Annotated in this window: 17 protein-coding genes and 1 tRNA gene; 8 read left to right on the top strand and 10 right to left on the bottom strand. The window is 48.3% G+C overall.

Annotation, left to right across the window (positions count from 1 at the left end):
- Positions 1 to 4: 4 nt before the first annotated feature.
- The 6 genes from ICL07_RS31545 (at position 5) to ICL07_RS31520 (ending at position 7129) form a co-directional block, all read left to right on the top strand.
- On the top strand, positions 5 to 2797 hold the full coding sequence (locus tag ICL07_RS31545) for a hypothetical protein (RefSeq protein ID WP_188092048.1): 2793 nt from the start codon (positions 5 to 7) through the stop codon (positions 2795 to 2797).
- A 68-nt stretch (positions 2798 to 2865) separates the two neighbouring features.
- Positions 2866 to 3252 carry a hypothetical protein gene (locus ICL07_RS31540; protein WP_188092047.1) on the top strand — a complete coding sequence of 129 codons (387 nt, stop codon included), beginning with the start codon at positions 2866 to 2868 and terminating at the stop codon, positions 3250 to 3252.
- Positions 3253 to 3269: 17 nt separating this feature from the next.
- The gene (locus ICL07_RS31535; RefSeq protein WP_188092046.1) at positions 3270 to 4160 is read left to right on the top strand and encodes a helix-turn-helix domain-containing protein; all 891 of its coding nucleotides are present in this window, start codon (positions 3270 to 3272) and stop codon (positions 4158 to 4160) included.
- A gap of 77 nt (positions 4161 to 4237) precedes the next feature.
- The gene (locus tag ICL07_RS31530) at positions 4238 to 4858 is read left to right on the top strand and encodes an ExbD/TolR family protein (protein WP_188092045.1); all 621 of its coding nucleotides are present in this window, start codon (positions 4238 to 4240) and stop codon (positions 4856 to 4858) included.
- A 114-nt stretch (positions 4859 to 4972) separates the two neighbouring features.
- Positions 4973 to 6274 carry a spondin domain-containing protein gene (locus tag ICL07_RS31525; RefSeq protein WP_188092044.1) on the top strand — a complete coding sequence of 434 codons (1302 nt, stop codon included), beginning with the start codon at positions 4973 to 4975 and terminating at the stop codon, positions 6272 to 6274.
- Between the two features lie 18 nt (positions 6275 to 6292).
- Entirely contained in the window at positions 6293 to 7129 is an 837-nt protein-coding gene (locus tag ICL07_RS31520) for a helix-turn-helix domain-containing protein (RefSeq protein ID WP_188092043.1), read from the top strand.
- Here the strand turns inward: ICL07_RS31520 and ICL07_RS31515 are convergent.
- The 7 genes from ICL07_RS31515 to ICL07_RS31485 form a co-directional block, all read right to left on the bottom strand.
- Complete coding sequence (locus ICL07_RS31515; RefSeq protein WP_188092042.1) at positions 7126 to 8367, bottom strand: MFS transporter; 1242 nt, start codon at positions 8365 to 8367, stop codon at positions 7126 to 7128. The genes ICL07_RS31520 and ICL07_RS31515 overlap by 4 nt on opposite strands.
- A 204-nt stretch (positions 8368 to 8571) precedes the next feature.
- Positions 8572 to 8865: a hypothetical protein gene (locus ICL07_RS31510; RefSeq protein ID WP_188092041.1), complete on the bottom strand. Its 294-nt coding sequence runs from the start codon at positions 8863 to 8865 to the stop codon at positions 8572 to 8574.
- 82 nt (positions 8866 to 8947) lie between these two features.
- A complete protein-coding gene (locus ICL07_RS31505) occupies positions 8948 to 9832 on the bottom strand; it encodes a DUF72 domain-containing protein (protein WP_188092040.1) in 885 nt (294 codons plus the stop codon).
- An 85-nt stretch (positions 9833 to 9917) separates the two neighbouring features.
- Entirely contained in the window at positions 9918 to 10961 is a 1044-nt protein-coding gene (locus ICL07_RS31500; protein WP_188092039.1) for a hypothetical protein, read from the bottom strand.
- A gap of 89 nt (positions 10962 to 11050) precedes the next feature.
- Positions 11051 to 11123 (bottom strand) — tRNA-Lys (locus ICL07_RS31495).
- A gap of 4 nt (positions 11124 to 11127) precedes the next feature.
- On the bottom strand, positions 11128 to 12438 hold the full coding sequence (locus ICL07_RS31490; protein ID WP_223152158.1) for a hypothetical protein: 1311 nt from the start codon (positions 12436 to 12438) through the stop codon (positions 11128 to 11130).
- A gap of 26 nt (positions 12439 to 12464) precedes the next feature.
- Positions 12465 to 13454 (bottom strand): helix-turn-helix domain-containing protein, encoded by a 990-nt coding sequence (locus tag ICL07_RS31485; protein WP_188092038.1) that lies wholly within the window; start codon positions 13452 to 13454, stop codon positions 12465 to 12467.
- A 148-nt stretch (positions 13455 to 13602) separates the two neighbouring features.
- Here ICL07_RS31485 and ICL07_RS31480 point away from each other — a divergent pair, with 148 nt between their 5' ends.
- Entirely contained in the window at positions 13603 to 15054 is a 1452-nt protein-coding gene (locus tag ICL07_RS31480; protein WP_188092037.1) for an FAD-dependent oxidoreductase, read from the top strand.
- An 81-nt stretch (positions 15055 to 15135) separates the two neighbouring features.
- On the opposite strand, the gene ICL07_RS31475 is transcribed toward ICL07_RS31480, so the two are convergent.
- Positions 15136 to 15516, bottom strand: a complete 381-nt coding sequence (locus tag ICL07_RS31475) for a SnoaL-like domain-containing protein (protein WP_188092036.1) — start codon at positions 15514 to 15516, stop codon at positions 15136 to 15138.
- A gap of 244 nt (positions 15517 to 15760) precedes the next feature.
- Here ICL07_RS31475 and ICL07_RS31470 point away from each other — a divergent pair, with 244 nt between their 5' ends.
- Positions 15761 to 16672 (top strand): pentapeptide repeat-containing protein, encoded by a 912-nt coding sequence (locus tag ICL07_RS31470; RefSeq protein WP_188092035.1) that lies wholly within the window; start codon positions 15761 to 15763, stop codon positions 16670 to 16672.
- A 111-nt stretch (positions 16673 to 16783) separates the two neighbouring features.
- Here ICL07_RS31470 and ICL07_RS31465 read toward each other — a convergent pair whose 3' ends face one another.
- On the bottom strand, positions 16784 to 17665 hold the full coding sequence (locus tag ICL07_RS31465; RefSeq protein WP_188092034.1) for a DUF4249 domain-containing protein: 882 nt from the start codon (positions 17663 to 17665) through the stop codon (positions 16784 to 16786).
- Positions 17666 to 17668: 3 nt separating this feature from the next.
- Entirely contained in the window at positions 17669 to 20293 is a 2625-nt protein-coding gene (locus ICL07_RS31460) for a TonB-dependent receptor (RefSeq protein ID WP_188092033.1), read from the bottom strand.
- Between the last annotated feature and the right edge of the window lies 1 nt (position 20294).

Below are 20294 nucleotides of genomic sequence, written 5' to 3'. Positions count from 1 at the left end.
GCATATGCCGGAAGAAATCGCATTATTCGATATACTATTATCTACAGAACGCAGTACCGAAGAGCGGTTGACCGCCCTCTCCCAGCTGCGTCCTTTCCTGGAGACGGCAGAAGGCATCACCAAACTATGTGAAGCCGTTTCCGCAGAATCCACGATTGCTGTGAAACAGGCGATCCTGCAACAGTTATGTGAACTGGACGGCGCCCGTGTCACTAATCACCCTACGTATATTCAGACACTGGCCGGGGTAGCCTGTCTCGATCCGGAACGCCCCTTACGCTATATGGCCGTGAGCAGGCTCGCTGCCCTGGCCGCCCATATCAGCGGGATACAGGATGTACTGGCCGAAACCATGGCCTATGATCTGGACACCGAAATACAACAGGCCAGCATTGAAGGATTGCAACACTGTGTCAGCAAATCTGCCGCCACCATCGAAAAAATCGGCGCCTATTTGCCACAGTCGCCGGTAGCATGTCATGAGGCACTGCTGGTACTGGTGCAACAGCTACCGCTGCCTGCCGCCGCTGACATGGCGGTATACTTTACCGGTCCGCTGGAACCTACCCGGCTGCGCCTGGCCGCATTGCAGTTCCTGTCCACCTTACCACAAGTGCCGGTTAACGTATTGTCACAGCTCACGGCCCTGATACCCACGGAGACTTCCTTACCGGTACGTGGCGCCATCATTCAGTTGCTGGCTGGTATGCGCACGGTAGACGAGGCCCTGTTTAAAAACATTTTCCAGGCATTGCAACAAATGCCGGACCTGCCCGATCTGCTGGCACTCGTGGCCGACAGGCTCACCGCCTATCCGGAATTACAATCTTCCTTTGTGGAATTGTTTACCACTACACCATCTGCCGGCCTGAAGATCCGTTTGCTGCACCTGCTGCAACAGGCAGACCTGCCGCAACTGATCATCAGTGGATTGCAGGATAACAATCCGTATGTAAGAGAAGCCACGCTACCGCTGCTCGCGCATCGCTTCGCCGCCTGGCAGGAACAGCTGGAGCCCGCACTGACAGCCGCTATCCGGAAAGAGCCGCTGTTGGCACTGCGTAGCGCGCTGGTACAGGTGGTCCTGCAAACCGGCCGCAAATCCGCCGCCACAGACCAGTTGCTGGTAGAACTGGCCGTCAGCGAAACCGATCATTCACTAAAGGTACAACTGGCGACAGCCGCCTGTGAAGTGACCATACAGGAGAGCTTCCAACCGGCATTGCTGCAATTGTACGGTGATATACTGGAAGGACAGTGGTACCCGGCCACCCTGAAACAACTGGTCATTGACCGGCTACAGACCTTCTCCTACCGCAACGATCCGCACCTGCGTAAAAGCCTGGGCCTGCTGCTGGATCAGGCCAAAGACATCCATGAACTGGACCGGGTGTACCGGGTGCTGAAAACACTGGAAGCAGATTTCAGTCAGCTTGCCCCTTCCCTCTTGCAGGCGCTTTACCGGCACATTGCCTGGTATCCGCAGCAGCCACTCGATGAATGGGTTAAACTGATCGGGCAACTGGCAGAACAACATCCGTCCCTTCGGGCCGAACTGCCCTACCTCGTGTCCGTTACCGGCGCCAGCTGGCTATTACAGGGCGCAGAGAAAACCGATCAAACCGGCGCTTTCCTGCCTACGCTCAAAGAAGCCATGCTGAAAAATAACGGCATGCAGAGTTTCATGGAAGTACAACGCCTCATCAACGATGCCTGGAACAACCGCACCATCAAAAAAGCAGAAATCATTGCCTTGTACCAAATGCTGCTGCAAACACCGAAATCCTCGGGACTGTTACAGCAGGTAACCGGTATCCTGCAACAAGGCAAGCTCGTCACGCCGGAATTGGTAACACTTAGCCTGGATTATATCCTCACTTCACCGGACACCGAAGGCGTGTATGTAGTGCGCAAATACCTGGAGCAGGTAGGCTTTATTGATCTGGCCTACCGGGAGCGGCTTACCCGCCTCTTTACGCAAGAGCGGTATGCGCAGTTCATGCAGCATCATATGCCACAGATACACTCCAAACGACGCATACAAACTTTCAATGACTGGGAGTATGCCGGTGGCTGGACCTGCCCCTACGGACAATGGCCTGTTGCCGACCTCGTATTTGCCATAGAGCCGGGCGATCTGATCACACAGGTATTCGGCGAACTTCCCGCCGGAGACGATGCCAATGCCACCCTGCCCTACCTGGTGCTGGAACACCTGTTCCGCAACACCAACAGCGTATGGGCGAAACAGTTATACGGCGACAATCAGCAGCTGGAACAGTTTCTAACGGTGCTCTTCAAGGGATATCAGCAGCTCACCCGCCACAATCCGCTGGGGGACCGTATGTTATATACCTTCTGGAAAAAATGGAATGACTATGTGAACCGTTTGAATGGCCAGCCGGTACCTGCGGCTCTCTCCGACGCCGCTACGCTCATCTATGCCGGCGTATGCCAGCTGGCGCATCAGCTGGACCCGGTGCTGAAAAACAAACAGTTTCCGCAGGTGCTGAAAAATATGAACAAAGACCTCCTGCAACAACACTGGCCCTGGGACCAGGATTTGTGGGAAGCCTTTGCCTATAAACATTTCCCGGTATACGATCCGGACCAGGAAGCAGCAGTGCAGTTATTTCAACAGGCGGCTAAAACACTACAGTCCGACAAACTCGCCGAAGGCTATCAGCTACTGAAAGACCTGCTGGCACGTTACCCGCACACGCGACAGGTGAAAGAACAACTATCAGTGATTAACAATGCGCTGCAACAGCTGGAAGAAAAGCTGCGGACAGCATAATGATACAACCGCGGCAGATCTGTTTTCTACCGCGGTTTGTTTTATATTTACAGCAAATAAAAATCCCTATGTCCCAGTTTTCTATCGCCGGTAAATGGCGCGGCTTCTATGTCTACGGAGAAGGTTACAGTGATCACTACTTCGGAACCAGGGTAATGTTTGAACTGGAGCTGCACGATACCGGCAACGAAGAATTTGAAGGAACATGTACCGATTTGGACGATAAACCCTCTTCACCGACAACGATCAAAGGTTATATAGACGATCAGTTCATTAGTTTCGTCAAAGAATATTCAGCACCCGTTACTACACCTGAGATTTCCTATAGCGGCTATTACAACCCATTACAGGAAACATTTTTCGGGGAATGGGAGCATTTGGGAGAAATACTCGAGACAGCTGAAGGCGCCTTTATCGGAGGCGGAGCTGGTATATGGAAGATGAAAAAAGTGTAGCACCGAAATTTATCAACATGAAAAAACGGATCACCAAACAACAAAAAAACATCCAATCACTTCACCTCGCCGATGTGGAAAATACCGAGTTCCGGATACAGCCGATGGCGCCTTTTGTAAAACAAAACCGTGACTGGTTACACAATGCGTTAAGGACGGATGCCTATATGATGTTCTGGTTCCACAATACGGCCACCCGGATACAGGTAGACCAGGAAGAGATAGCCATCACTAAAGACACCATCCTGTTTATCGGTAAAGACCGTGTACATATACTGATGGACGAACAGTATGACGGTACCGCTATCTGCTTTACTGAACAGTTTTTCTGTGTTACGCCGGATGATGCTGATTTCTTAAACAACAGTCCCTTGTTCAATAGGCTTCAGCCATTACAATATATCAAAGTAACTGCTGAAGACAAAGTATTTCCCATGCTGGTAACGATGCTGGAACTGGAAAATGCGCCGGAAAACGGTGCCACTTCCCGCATTGTAACACGTAACCTGCTCCAGCATTTCATTATTGCCGCAGAACGAAAATTAAAGGATACCGTTGCACCGGCGGTTATCAGCAAAGACAGTCAGCAATTGAACGCCTTCCGGCAGTTACTGGACCGGGACTATCGCTCCGTTAAATCAGTAGCTGCTTATGCAGCACGACTACATCTCACCGAAAAACGGTTACATGCCGCCACTACCGCACTGCTGGACAAATCGCCCAAACAGGTAATTGATGAGAAAGTGATGCTGGAAGCCCGGCGGTTACTGATATACAGCAGTAAAACCACCAGTGAAATTTCTTTTGAATTAGGATTTCTACAGGTATCCAACTTTATCAAATATTTCCGCAAACATGCGGACCTTACCCCTGCCGCCTACAGAAAAGCGGCGTTACTGGAGGCGTAAAAGTATCATAAAAAGGCGTAAACGTACCTTTCTTACCATTGGCATTCAGCGGAATTTTGTTGCTAAAAGATCCACTTATGCCAAGGTCAAAAGTTACCCGCAAGAGCACGCTCGTAGATATGACAGCCATGACAGACATGGTGTTCCTGCTCCTCACTTTTTTTATGCTGGCTACCCGTTTCAAACCAGCCGAACCCGTAGCGGTGGTAACACCCTCCTCCATCAATACCCAGCTATTGCCTGATTCAGATGTGATACTCTTCACGATGGATAAAAAAGGCAGGGTATTCTTTGATATGGACGGGCAACCCAAACGGCAACAGCTCATCGATGCGTTGGACAAGCAGTTTAAGCTGGGCCTCACTGCCGGAGAGAAATACAATTTTGTAATCGGTACCAGTATTGGCACAGAACTGAAACACCTGAAAAACTATCTGGCCATGAGCGCCGGTCAGCGGAAAGGGCATGCCATCGAAACCGGCATTCCTACCGACAGTACTGCCAATGAGGTAGCCGTATGGCTGGAATATGCCACCTCCGCACAGCATGAGCAGCTTCGTTCCCTGAAATACTGTGTAAAAGCCGATAATGAAGCCCCTTACCAGCATGTTAAAAAACTACTGGCCACTTTCAGGGATCAGCATATTCAGCACGTGAACCTGGTTACCAATCTAAAAGCCAATCCCATGGCTGACTGATCAGCTCGATTTTCACATATATTCGGGAAAATTCGTCAAGTCTGAGGGAAATATAGATACCGAAACGCCCTGCATCGACCTTTATCTTTGTTTTCATCCTTAATTGACACAAGTATGAAAAACAAATATCCGGGATGGGCAGCCCTGGCAGGTATTTCCCTGTTCTTGTCCGCATGCAGCAAAGACGATGGTGATATGAACATGCCATCTTCCGCGACAATAACGATAGAAAATGTACTGGACTCCCGGCCACTGGTAGAATCCGGGCTGTTTAAGAACGGCGGCGCCTCGCCGGTTGTTATGCCCGGAGAGTCTATCTCCATTCAGTTTTCCGCCGGAAAGGGGCAAGCCGTTTCTTTTGCTACCATGTATGGATGGTCTAACGACCTTTTCTTTGCACCAGCCAATCCGGGTATCAAGGTTTTTAAGGATGATGGTACACCGGTTGAAGGCGATGTATCCGGTCAGATTAAACTATGGGACAACGGTACCCGGATCAATCAATCCCCTGGCGCAATGGTAGCACATCCGGGGACCGCTGAAAGTACACCCAAAAATGTAACGGAGGTAAATGGAACCGATAGCCAGGGGAATACCTATGCGCCGGCACCATCCCTGATGAAGGCCTCCCTCCATTATAATGGCAATTCCATTTTCACCCTGACCATTACGAATACCTCCGGGAACACTACCAATCCAACGCCATTTAGTCCGGGCGTATGGGCAGTATCCTATATCGCCGGCGGCAACCTGCTCTCTCCCACTCCCCTGTACGACCCTACCAAACCCAGTGCCAACGGGTTAACTAACCTGGCCGAAATGGGTGATAACAGCGTATTGGGCAACTACATCAGCGGACAAACCGGCATCTTCACACCGTTATCGCCTGTATTGGTGGTGGTGTACAATGGTATTGACAATCCTATTTATAAAACCGGGCAGATGGATGCCGGCAAAGGATTAAAAAAGCTCGCACAAACCGGTGATGCCAGCGATTTGGCGGCCTACCTGAAAACCGTTCAGGGTGTTAAAAACGTGTATATACTAGCAGCGTCCGGTAGTACGGTACTGTTGCCTAAAATCGGTAATCAGGCGGGTAGTAAGGTTTCTCAACAATTGAGTGTAACTTCAGGAGACAGAGTAGCTATTGCTACCATGTATGGATTATCGAATGATTGGTTTTTCGCCTCAAAAGGCAATGGGGCCGATGCCATGCAGAAAGGAGATATTTCCGGTACCATCGGGCTTTTTGATAATGGAACAGCACTGAATCAATTCCCCGGAGCGGGTGTTAACCAGGTAAACATGGGCGGCACGCCACAGCCGGACAGCAAAAATATCGAGGAGGTACCCAATCCCAACGCATTTACTACCCTGCCTGCCATTTCCGGCATCATGAAGGTAACGATGCAATAGCAGGTCATCTTTTAGAAAATGGTGAACGAATACGAAGAAAAATCAACATTGGCGCGATTCACGATGCATGTGAACAATCAGCACTTTAAAGGAGCGGGGCTGCATCAGCCCACGGTGCCTATCAATACTTTTGTCTGCAACAAAGGTAAAAGACAGCAGGTGACCATAGATGGATTGTCGTATATAATGCCGGAAGATTCCATATTACCCTTGGTATCCGCTCAGCATTTTGTTTTTGAAAAGCCGCAAAACCTGGTTGCCTGGCAGTTTAACCGGGAGTTTTACTGCATCGTGGATCATGATACCGAAGTAGGTTGTGTGGGATTCCTGTTTTACGGAATCAAACATCCTATGTTCATCAAACTAAATCAAACAGAAAAAAGAGAAATACAATGCCTGGAGAAAATGTTCATGGCCGAATGCCGGTCCAAAGATAATTTCCAGGGCGAAATGTTACGCACGCTGCTCAAACACCTGATCATTAAAACCACGCGTACTGCCAAACAGCAGTGTGAAAGTTATCAGCGATTTTCTGATGAAAGAATGGATATCGTCCGGAAATTCTCCCTGCTGCTGGAATGTTCCTACAAAAAAGAGCACAGCGTGAAGTATTATGCAGAAGCATTAAACAAATCGCCTAAAACACTGAGTAACATTTTTGCGTTGCTCGAGCAGCCCGCTCCCTCCAGGCTGATCCAACAAAGGATCGTCCTGGAGGCGAAGCGTCACCTGCTTTATACGGATAAAACCGCCAAGGAAGTCGCCTATGAACTTGGTTTTGAAAGTCCCGCCCATTTCAGCCGGTTTTTTAAAATGTATACGGGTGTCAACGTCTCCCAATTTAAAGCGCTTTAAACCACACCCGCTGTCCCCTGTCGTAAAGCAGCTTCTTCTTTTCTGTTCACTGTCAATACCCGGTACATCGTCAGCCCGCTGGCCACAATGAGCACTATGTAGCTGAAAGAAAGGTTCTGACCGTCTTTAGCGGGCAACACATAGGTGATACCGGCGCTGAGCATAGATACGATGATATACACCGTACCACCGGTAAGCCCTCCGGCGATACCCGCATTTTTGGGAAATCGTTGCAGGCAGTAGGTGAAATAGTTGTTATACGTGAATCCTGCTCCCACATGCACCAGGAAGGCAAATACGAGGATAGGCCATAGCTGGTTAAATATCAGGGAAGTTCCCCACAGCGCCACTGCGAATACCAGCTGCAGCAGCACATTGATATTCATTTTCCGGACAAAGGGCTTGCTGATTAAACCCTTGCCTACGAAACCTCCTACCATCCAGGCAAATCCCAGGAAGAGGGAACAATAACCGGTGATCACGGGTGACAGGTTAAAATGATGTTCAATGATAAACGGACCAGACATGTTATAAATCATCACCATAGAATAAGCCAGTCCCAACATGCCGATACCCAGCGTAAAGCTGCTGGTGCGTATCATTTCGTAATATACCGCTACTATTCTGGCAGGATGGAAGGGAACAGTTTGTTTGATGGTTTCCCCGCTGAAAAATAATTCGAGTATAAACAGCAGTGCTGCAAAACCACCCAGGAAATAAAAGTTGGATTCCCAACCGAAACTTTCTTCCAGGTATCCTCCAATGAAAGGCGCCACGATAGGCCCTGTAGACCATATGATGGTAAAAAAGCTCAGATAATGTTTTAGTTTTTCGCCGGCGAAGAGGTCTACGAAAAAGGCGCGTTTAGCCACCACCATAGCTGCGATGGTAATACCATGAACTATCCTCATGGCATATACGACGTATACGCTATGGGTATTGGCGATAACAACGCAGGACATACAAAAGAGGAACATGGACACCAGGGCAATCCTATACCGGCCGAAGCTGTCGAGCAGACCACCGATAAAAAGTTGCGAAAGGCCATAGCTGATCAGGAACAGGCTGAGTGTTAACTGAGCCTGGCTATCTGAGATGCCGAGGGAGTGGGTCATACCTGGCAGCGAGGGAATGTAAATGTCAGTAGCGAAGCCTGACATGGGTATCATGGCAAAAGCGAGGAAGGTGCCGATACCGATATTCCGCTCTTTGATGCGTTTAACAGTGCTGTTGGTCATTTTTTTTGCGGCTAATGATTCGATTACGCCGCAAAATTAGGTGTTAGTATATTATGTATTGACACAGTAATATCATAAAAACGGGACGTACAGGGCCATAAAAAACATTTTGAAGAGAAGTTGAATTTACGGTCTGACGAAAATAGCCAGTGTAATTTTATGTCACACCGGCTATTTTTATATTTTCTCCGCAGAAAATCGTCATCATTTGATGGCAGCCGCCAGTCCCTTTTTCAAATCTTCCGGGTTCATTACTGGCTGGAAACTCAGTTTAGCTTTCAGCTCCATAAAAAATGGTTCTGCTATCCCGGGAATCTCAGCAGGATCTTTCATATCAAATACAAAATAACCGGTACGGCAACCTTCTTCTGCAAGAAAAAATGCCGCTTCAGGTTTGATTTTTTCGATGGTAGCTTTGATAATTTCAGGAAGCCGGTTATTCTTAATGGCTTCATTACCGGCTGTCACATCCATAATGACTTTTAATAGGGTACGCATAACTTTGGGGTATTAGTGATGCTGTAAGTTCGCACTTTTCCGGCAGCGGAAATGTTATCCGAACGTTATAATCTCCGGCGCCTTAAAACAGCGACATCTGCTGCTGTTGCGGCTGTGCCGGCTGTCCGGCCAGTCCAAAAACCGTTCTCACCGTCTGGTAAAAGTCCGCCTCATATTGCCCCTGATGCACATGCAGGAAAAAATAAATATCCTGCAATCCCTGCTCTTTCCAGGTATCGATCCTCTCCTTCCAGGCATGTAACCGGGTTACATCCAGCGGATGCCCGCCCTTGGTAACAAAACGCAGGAACAGGTGCGGGATCGTGTGCGTCATATGCAGGCAATCCCGTCTGTCGGGCGTATCCGTCATCACTACCCCGATACCCAATTGATGCAGGGTACGGAAAAATGTTTCCCTTTCGGCAGCGTTGCCAAACCAATCAGGATGCCGTACTTCCACATAAAAGCGGATATCCTGGGGTAACTGCTCCAGGTATTTATACAGGTTGAGTTTACGTACCGGAGAGAAGTGTTCGCTCAGTTGCAGGAATACCGGTCCCAGCTGGGTTTCAAACGCTCTTATTCCTTCCAGAAAAGCGGCTGTTTCCGTAGCGGCATTCAACAAAGTACTATGATGACTGATAGACTGCGGTACTTTCGGACAGAAACGAAAATCCCGTCCTTTTACTTTTTCCGCCCATTTACGGATATCATCGGGACTGTAAATCTTGTAATGGGTAGCGTTCAGTTCTACGCAGTTGAACAGCTGGCTGTAGGTGGCCAGCATATCTTTGGTTCCTTTAGGATACAGCGTACCGGGGTACTCTTTCCGGCTCCAGCCTGACGTGCCTATTCTCAGCACACTATCGGCCGGCGCGCCTTTTAAGACTGAAGCGGCAGGCCAGCCATCAGGCGGCAGGGCCAGGTCCAATTGATCATATTGTTGCCAGTTAGCGCCAAAATCCATGTTTTATGCTATTTATCCATCAGCCTGCAAGATACAAAAAGACGTTATCCTGCGGGATAACGTCTTTGTATAAACTGATGATAGCTTATTTCTTTTCCAGGGCCTGCAAACGCTTTTCCTGGTCTTTTAGTTGCTGTTGCAAACGGATAATCAAATCTTCCTGTGCTGTCATTTTGGTTTGTTGTGTTTCCAGTTGCTGTTGCTGCTGAATTAAATAGAGCGTCAGCTCTTCGATCTTCTGCATGTGACGTAACTGCATATCTCCCAGATCCAGGCCTTGCTCCGCGATTTCGGTAGCAGCAGGAATACCGGGAAGATGCCCTTTGAGCTTAGTAAAGTGTTCTACCTCCTTCAATGAAGGCAACACATAGGACGAATCAAACACAAAGTCGGCCCAGGTTTCCTGCGTTACTTTTACCCTTCTGGCAGCGATGGTGCCTTCTACAGCGAGTTTATATGGATTACTGCGGGCAATATTGCCGATACCGACATTGCCGTTGCGGGTGATCGCCATTTGTGGCGCGCCACCGGTGAAAAACTTCATGCCACCGTATCCGCTTAACCAATAAGTAGGACCTTCGTTGGCGGCCCAGCTATCGAGCGTCCACTGCATACCATAATGTGGTTGGTTTTGACCGTCATAGACCATTTGATCATGCATGCCCACACCAATTTTGTCGCCCACATTGGCTACGGCAATATTTCCGGCTACCAGCAACTTCTGGTCGGGATTACGCACACCAATTCCTGTGCGGCCTTCGCTATCCAGGAAAATGCCGTTTGTTTGGGCATTATCACCTGTATTCTGAATAGCGAGCACGCTGCTGTTTCTCAAAAATCCAATCCCCGCAACACTTATCCCTGCGCGGATAAAAGAAAGATGGAATTGATTGTCCCCCTGATCGGGAGGCCTTGAAATCTGGATACCTTTTCCATAAACACTAGGATCATACCAGTCTCCAAAATGAGCAGTGCCATCGAACCGGGACTTGCCTACTACATGCAGGGAAAAATCAGGATTAGGAGTAGTGGTACCAATACCCACAGGAGGGTTTAAATTTTGCGCTTGAACAGACAATGACAGGACACTGCCTAATAAGAGGCCATAGGTTAAACAGAACTTTTTCATAGAGGGTTATTTGTTTTATCAGAACAAGATATAATTTATTCTATATAAAATACAAAAGGCTGCTCAGGAAGCAACCTTTGTTTAAAAGTAAACGGAGGCAGGGCTCGAACCTGCGTCCATCCGGATGAAGTGCCGGACGTTCTGCCACTGAACTACTCCGTTAATATTATTCAGTTATTTTTCCTGAAAAGTATTTGTGTTGTTTTAATATTTTAGCAAGATAGGGATTTGTAATGGTAACACCATGCACCAATTCCGGCGTAGCACGAAAAGGCACTGCCTGATGTTTTCTGGGCGCCAGCCAGCCGGATTGCTGTGGGTCCAGCCCCACTTTCCTGCAAGCAGCCGCCACACGCTCACGGTTACACGTAGTTTTTCCTGACAATACCTCCCAGGGTAAGGGCAGCTGATTCCATACCAACAGGTTTTTATCGCCGTTATTACCCATGGCATGGTGCCAGGCCGCCACATCACCGGCTATCAGCCGCATTGCTTTTCCAAAACATATCTCATCCAGCATAAAGTCCATTCCCAGGGCGTAGTGCAGGTTTATCCAGCTATCACGGGCCTTGTTCCAGGCAGCGGCGGTATTATTCCAGGTAGAAGAATCATTACCCCGCTTTACCACCATGGTCATCTGGTTAAACTCGTTGGTGGTCCAGAGATTTTCCAAAAGCGTAGCTATTTGTTGCAATAAGGTAGTCCATTTACCGAGTAAAAAGCCCTGTTGTTCCGCCGTCAGTTTATCCAGTACATGCGGGGCAACATACACCTGGGCAATAGCCCACCAGTTGGCCGTTTCGGGATGAAGCAGACAACGTTGCAACAACATATCCGCAATTTCATCGTAAGGACGTTGTTGCCCGTCTATCGTAAATTCGCTGCGCAGGTTACAACGGGCAGTATAGTAGGCGATAAAACAGGCACTGTGGGTATCTGCCATAAAATCTTCCCGGGAAATATCTTCCGCAAACGCATGTTTACCAATACGCTGAAACCTGCTTTTTTCCGCCTGACTGATCATGGTACGCAGTTTCTTTTCCAAATGACGCAAACAACGGAACAACTTATTGTACCGGCGTTTGGAGAGGTCCAGCCCTGCGGCGGCCCGCGCCTCGCGGTTTAACCGGTCTGTTTTATAACTGCTGAAACCAGGATTTTTATGTATCAACGGACTCACCGTTGCTAAAAATGTATCTACTACCTGCGGGTCTGTAACAGCACCGTTCGGATGGTCTACCTTAAACAACTGAATGGCCGTATTAATCTGTTGCTCCGCGCCCACTACAGCCGCAAATGATTCCAGCATGGAAGTATACTGCCATACCTGGTTGCGCAGCGCGAGCGACGCTGCTTTATCCAATAATGCCAATTCTGCTGAAGAAAGATGCGCGCCTGTCTCATCCCTGATCAGGACGGCGATATCTTCAGGCCGCTTGCGCAGGCAAAGGCTTTCATATAATGTATCGAGGCTCAAGATGAGTACTGTTTAATCGTAAAGTACTAGTATTTCCGCAGTTTTCCCGGCGGCGCACCGAATTTTTTCCGGAAGGCTTTATTAAAATGCTGCACAGACGAATAACCTGCTTTTAACGCGATGCTGCTGATGCTCTGGGAATTATCGGCCATCTGGTTGGCTGCCAGCTCCAGCCGCTGATCTGCCAGGTAACCAAATACCGTGTTGCCAAACAACTGCTTAAATCCATTCTTCAGTTTAAACTCATTGATTCCTGACAGTCTCGCCAATTCGGGCAATGTAGGCGGATTGTCCATGTGTTCTAGTAAATATTCCCTGGCATATAATACACATTCCTTATCATGATCCGTTTTCAGGATGGTGCTACCGGCGTGCTGCAGCTTTTGGCTGGCATCGGTTTGCAATACCAATAGTTCCAGGCACCGGGCATACAACATTATTTTCCGCATACCGCCTTCAAACGGGCAATGCAGAATACTATTGATCACCCCTAACAAAGCGGCATTGATATACATATTCTCCGGCGACAGCCGGCAGGGAATGCCTTTGCTCACAGATTCACCAAATTGCTGCAAGGCAGGCCCAAAGTCATTGATCAGCTCCAGGAATTTAGTTGTCTGGAACTGTACCATAAAATTGACCAGCTTTCCGTCGTGGCTTTTAATCAACCCGCCGCTTCGTGGTGCATAGGACACGTTATGCTGATAGTTGCCAAATGTAAAGTCATACCCATACACCGATGTATCGGTGCTCACTTTTCCCCGGAGGTTAAAATAAAGGGTCACCAGTTCAAGATCGCCTGTCCAGCTGAAGTCCTGGTCTTTTTTAAATTCCCATTCCGAATACCCGATGCGTATCCCATCGAACCATGTGTTGCGCACATTGGCTTCCAGTGCGGGCGCAGAAAAGCTGAACTTCTTCTCTATAAACTCCCTGGATTGAAACTCCGCCCCTACCAGGCTGTTGAGGAAAAGATCATCGGGATTATTACTGCAGATAAACTTTGTATTGTCCATGAGCATACGATTACCGGTAACAAATTTACCTGTTAGCCGCTACTATACCAGCACCGTTCTCACAAAATCCGGCTGGTATAAAATTTAATCCCGCTGGTACCACGGCGATGGAAACCGAAAATGGAGCTTTACCTAAAAAATGATCCATATGAAAAAAGCGGTCATCATCGGTGGCGGTATCGCCGGACTCACAGCAGCGCATGTATTATCAGACTACTGCCAGGAAGTAACCATTATTGAACGGGACACTTTACCCGCCACACCGGAAACCAGGCCAGGCACACCGCAGGCCTATCATCCCCATCACCTGACCCCCAGGGGACGGATGATCCTGGAACAGCTGTTTCCGGGACTCAACAACGAACTGCTGCAAAACGGCGCTCCCGGTTCTCTGGGAAAAAACATCTGTTTTTTTTATCCTTTCGGGGAGCTGACCCTGTCCGATCCCGGTAATGACGCAGCCTGCAGCCGGCCGTTCCTGGAGTGGCATATCCGGCAACGTGTTTTAAAAAACAGGAACATAAAAATCATGCCCGCCACCACTGTCAATGATCTGATCATCGACCAGTTCAATAACTGTACAGGCGTAGCGGTTACCAAAGGAAACGGGGCTTTCCCGATAGCGGCAGATCTGGTGGTAGTGGCTACCGGCTTTTACTCCAGGCTGAATGAATGGCTTATCAGGCACGGCTATACGATTCCGGAAGCCGAAGTGGTGCATACACAGCTGGGATACAGCACGCGGCATTATACGGTGCCCCATTTCCGGTCCTTCCCATGGAACCTGCTACACATCGAAAATCCGGAGCAACCGGAGTCGCCAACCTGTGTGGTGACTTTCATGGAAAACGCTACTATGGAAATTATCCTGGGAAACATCGGCGGTTTGTACCCGCCTACAGACACCGAAGGTTTTGAAAAGGAATTGCAAAAACTGAACATCCCTGTTTTAAACGATATCCTGCAACAGGCTATCCCACTGGAGGCGCCCAGAGGCTACCGGATCAAAGACGTTACGCTGCGGCATTATGAGAAGATGGGAGACTGGCCCGTAGGGCTTATCGCTATGGGGGACGCTTTTTGCAGCTTCGACCCTATTCATGGTACCGGCATGTCTATTGCCGTGATGCAGGCGGATTTACTGCAGAAAACATTGCAGGCCAGGGGAAGCATAACGCCTGCCCTGTCGAAAGAATTCCTGGCGACCGCTCATCAGATAATAGCGCCGGCCTGGTGGATGAATGCCGTATCCGATTCCGGCAGCACCGAGGTTAAACATTTATATTCCGTACCACAGCGGGGGCTCGATTTTACCCGTATTTTCATGGAACAGACGACCCGTTTTGCGGTGAATTTTAATCAGCCGGAGATATTCGGTTTAGTATGGCTGGTAAAAACATCCTTTTTATCTCCGCATGAATTAATCAACCGGCCTTTGTTTGAAATGTTGAAGGATGCAGGACTGACGGGGCCACTGGAGGCGCTGATAGCGGCCGGAGAAATATCTCCCCTTGAAAAATGGAAAAATGGTATTTGTCCGGATATCCCGGATTTCAGCGAAACGCTATTTGTACCCAAGGCTGTATTAAGCAGACAATAAACAAACACACCTATCTCCCCATCGGCCCGATGATGGGGAGATACCCGGGACTGAAGTCCCGGGGGAAGTTATCAATTGGTGTTAGTAGAAAAACTGTTCCGCAATAATCTGCCCGTCTTTTACTTCGTACAACATGATTTCATTGATTTGAATCCGGCCATGTGGCCTTACGGTCAGGTCTTTTTCCCTTACCACCGCGAAGTGATTGGCTGTGACAATCGGCGCGCTGGTATATACCCGGTGTACCGCTTCAATGCGGGATACAAACTCCTCCCCTTTTTGACGTACCGCTGCTTTACCTTCTGCATACCCCATAAAAGGAGAACCCGGCGGATCAATGCTTTTCACATCATCGGAAAAAAACTCCTGCTGGATGTCGAACCATTTTTCCTGTTGCGCCAGTTCATGAAACCTTGCTGCCACTTCCTGTGTGGTCAACACTTTATGTGCTACCTGTGTCATGGTTTTATTTTTTTGTTTGATGAAATCTTACTTAGCGAAGGTATTATCCATCGTGAACTTTGGGGTAGGGCTAAACCGACTTTGTAACGGGTTGATATGGACACTTCAATAAGTTTAGATACCTTCACCCTAAGCAACCAACTATAAGTAGTGGCTTTACAACTATTGGTTGCGTTCTTTTGGCAGATGGCAAAGATGAAGCAGGATATCTTTGCAGTATCCAAAAAATAAAAATATACTTCATATGGATACCAGGATCATCGGCGGTAAAATTGCCCAAGCGCGGAAAGCGAAAAGGATGTCCCAGGCACAGCTTGGTCAGCAACTATTCATCAGCCCCCAGGCAGTCGGGAAATGGGAACGGGGAGAATCCATGCCCGATATCACCACCTTTAACCGGCTGGCAGCAACACTGGGTGTAGAGCTTAATTATTTTTTGGATAACGAGGCCACAACCATCACACCTGCGAAAGTACCGGTTACACCAGCGGAAAAAGAGGCGGCGCCTTCCGCAGAACGGCAGGTGCAGATAGACCTCCGTGCTACCAATCTGCAGGAACACGACTTTGCCGGTGTTACTTTACATAAAGGAAAATTCAGGACAAGCTCATTGCGCAAAGCCAACTTTGCCGGCGCCGACTTAACCGGCAGTTCATTTGAAATCCTGGATGCACAGGGAGCCAATTTCGACGGCGCTAATCTGACAGACTGTGAATTTTCTATCACAGACCTCACCGATGCCAGTTTTCATGAAACTATTCTGGTACGTACCAAGCTGCACATGTCCGGACACGGTGCGAAGTTTACAGACGTAATGCTGGTTGAGGTCCATTTCATCAAAGCCGATCTCAGCAAAACACGTTTTGATAATTGCATCTTTAAGGGTGTTGATTTTAATCACTGTGATTTGCGGGGACTTAACTTTGAAGGACAAACATTAGCCGGTGTGTGGTTCAACAAGTCTGCCCTGAAAGATGTGTCCTTCTGCGGCGCTACCCTGAGGAACGTATCTTTTACCCTTCCTTTTTCCCTGACCAACAGATCGCATCTTGATTTCAAGACCATTCGTTTTGAGGGATCAACGATGGATAAACTCACTTATACTGCACTAAAAGGTCTGCATGTAGCTGATCTTTCAAAAGTAACCGTTATATAAAACAAGCCCGCCCGGAAAGAGTTCCGGGCGGGTTTTCGAAAGTAGTCTTTACATGCTCCCAAACAAAACTGTTACAATATATCCGGGAGATGAAAGTACATGTTAGCGTCTTTAGGGCTTTACGGAATATAGTTGTTGCAACATTCCGCCAACGATCCCATAGCCATTCTTAATATTGTTGAAAACAACTACTTTTTCCGATAACGGGTCATCATTTTTTTCTTCGGCCATAGCAGTACTGTACAGATATTTATAACTATCAGCAGTAAGGGCCGTCACCTCTACTATCGCTTCATTTACTTTATTCCACCTGTCTATCACGAGGTTAAAACGCGGACTGCCGCCGTCAAAAAGGGCATCCTCTATAAAGAACTGATCTCTTTGTTTGGCATCGAACCAGGTATCCTGCGGATTGCCTGTGGTGAAGGAGGTCGGGTATTTTTCTGTATACAGGGTCCCGTCGGGATCCTTGTAATAATAGGGTATGTATATCCGGATACGGTAGTAGTTCCGCTCTCCCCCTTTGTCGTGTATTTGTACGGATATCCGGGCTTTTATCTCGCCGGACTGGTGCCCTTTACTGCCAGGTATTGGATTGACGCTCAATTCCCCCACATTCACCGGTGCAGGTATATAATCGCTACCCTCTAAATCGCCGTAACCTGGTATTTTGGCCACCAAACGATAGGTTGAGCCTGCCTTTACCTTAACAGTACTTTTATAAAACACGTATTCGTACTTTTCGAACATGGTCAGGTTTTCCCTGAATTGCCCATCTTCATACAACTGTATAGTTGCATCTGTTATTTGAGGAAACTTGTTTGCGAACACCGCACGGGCGGAACGTGTCAGACGCGCGACCAATATGCTATCCTTTTCCATCAACAGACTCAATACAGGCCGGCTTGCCTCTTCCGGGAAATGTATGGGCACTTGTTTTTTACAGGCCATTATTAACCAGCTACATATCAGCAGCATGTATACTTTTTTCATTTCTTAAAATTTCAGGTTGTAGGAAACGCTCGGTAGAACAGGCATCAGGCTAACCGAGGTAATGGAAGTCTGCACCTCCATCGGATTAATTGTTTCCAGGTAATAGAAAAAGGGATTCAGGCGATTATAGGCGTTGAGTACACTGACATTCCACGTACGTATCAGACCATTCTTTTTATACCGGATAAAACTGATTCCGAGATCCAGCCGGTGATATGCCAGTAAGCGGACATTATTGCGTCCATCGACACGTTGGGAGGAAGGGAAGTAGAACCAGCCCTCGTCACGCAGAGGCTCCACGACTTTTTCATACACCGATACCGGAATCGTGAAGGGTGAAGCGCTTTGGTAGGTCCAGGACGCAGAGAGTTCAATCCCTTTGCGCAATTGGTAAATACCAACGATATGCAGGTCGTGCCGGCGATCATATTTATAGGGAAACTCCCGGCCATCATTCACCTCAGGTATTGTACGGTAGGTCCAGGCCAGCGTATAACCAATCCAGCCGGTCAGCTTTCCTGTTTTCTTTTGCAGGAACAACTCCATTCCGTAGGACTTCCCTTCACCGGCAGCCACCAGGCTTTGCCAGGTATCTCCTTTGCTGCTGGTGAGATAATCCGCGCCTTCCTTATATTCAATCACATGGCGCATTTTCTTATAATAACCTTCCGCAGAAAACTCCAATTGTCCACCTAAAAAATTTTTAGCGATACCCAATGCAAACTGGTCAGCTTCCTGCGGTTTTATCTTATTGGTAGCTGGTACCCAAAGATCTGCCGGCAACGTGATGGAGTTGGTAGCCAACAGGTGGATATACTGCGTCATTCGTGAATAGGAGGCTTTCAACGCCCAATCGCCCGGCAACAGGTAACGGACATTCATGCGGGGCTGCAACGAGGTATAGTTACGTCCTTCTACCTTAAACGCACTGAAATGCAAACCGGCATTTATTTTCAGCTGCCGCGTTACGTTCCAGTCATCTTCTGCGTACAGGTTTGTTTCAGTGGCGCGGATATCGTGGTTATTATTAACGGAATCCACCGTTACCGCGTCTTTATCGGTTTGCCTGGTCCTTAATGCACCCGGCGTAAAGTTGCGAAACATATATGCAGCACCGGCTTTGATAACATGGCCGGGCCTGGGCAGATAATCAAAGTCTATTCTGGCGCCGTAGTCACTGATACCGGAAACGAGCTTTTGCTGATCGGAGTAACGCTCCCCTTTGGACTCCCCCTGCTGATCAAAATCAGATTTAAAACGGTAGTCGCTGCCCAGTACCATGAGGTTGGAGAATAACTTCGGCGAATACACGTGATTCCAGCGGATAGTACCACTATAGTTTCCCCATTGCATACTGGTATTCGTCACGTAATAATTGCCCTCATCACCCTGGGAGTCCTTTCCGAAATATTTGTACCGGGTCCTAAACTTGTCGCGGCCACCGTAAAACCCCACATACAATTTGTCTTTATCCGAGAACTTATGATGCAGTTTTGCATTGAGATCGTAGAAATGCAAGCCGAATTTATCCGGTACATCGTCCTGCGTATTCAGGTATATTGGGGCGAAGAGATCCGGATAGGACCTTCGGGCAGATAATACAAAAGTGGTTTTTTCCTTTTTGATAGGACCTTCGACCATGGCTTGAGCAGACAGCAGGCCAACAGAAAAATCACCGTGCATTTTATGCATATCACCATCTTTTGTAGAGATGTCCACCACAGAAGACAACCTGCCGCCATAACGGGCGGGGAATGCGCCCTTATAAAGCGTTACATCTTTCAATATACTGGTATTGAAGGTGGAAAAAACACCCATCAGGTGCATAGGATTATATAAGGGAGCACCATCGAGCAGGATGAGGTTCTGATCCGGCGTTCCCCCTCTAACCAACAGGGCACTGGTAGCATCCGAACCTTGTTTAACACCTGGCAACAGCTGGAGGGTTTTGAACAGATCCGCTTCTCCCAGCAAACGCGGCGTAGCCCGTACGAGCGCTGCTGATACATTGATATGGCTCATCTGGGAAGAGGTGACGATATTTTCTGTCTTCACTCCACGGATAGTTACTTCCTCCAACCGGCTGCTCAGTGTCTTCAGGCGAAAGGAGATACTTTTTGTTTGTTGCATGGCCACCACGGTATCCAACCGTTCATAGCCCATGCTGGACAGCACTACCCTGACGGAATCGCCCGGCAGGGTGAGGCTGTAAAATCCATAAGCATTGGTAATGGTTCCCGTTTGGTATTCCGGCACCGCTAAAGAGGCGCCAATCAATCTTTCACCGGAAACGGCATCTTCCACAAAGCCGCTCAGGGTACGGTCCATTTTTACCGCCGGACCAATAATAAACTGGTCTCCCCGGCGCTTAAACGTCAACGTAGTGCCTTTCAGCAGGTCTTTTAAAATAATTTCCGGTGATACATCTTTATAATGACGTGCTTTAATGGTTATTCCCCGCACCCGGGTATATTCGTAAGATATTTGTATCCCTGTTTGTTGCTGTAATAACTTCAGCGCGTTTTCCAGGGTGGTTTCCGGAATACTGATGCTGACATTTATGGCTTGTTGCTGGCTGGCAGCTGCCAATCCGCATAAGAGTAACAGGACAATTAAAAAATGACGCATT

Origin of the sequence: Chitinophaga qingshengii, assembly GCF_014529935.1 — a bacterium.
Classification (GTDB): Bacteria; Bacteroidota; Bacteroidia; order Chitinophagales; family Chitinophagaceae; genus Chitinophaga; species Chitinophaga qingshengii.
This window is presented reverse-complemented; position numbering and strand designations above follow the sequence as displayed.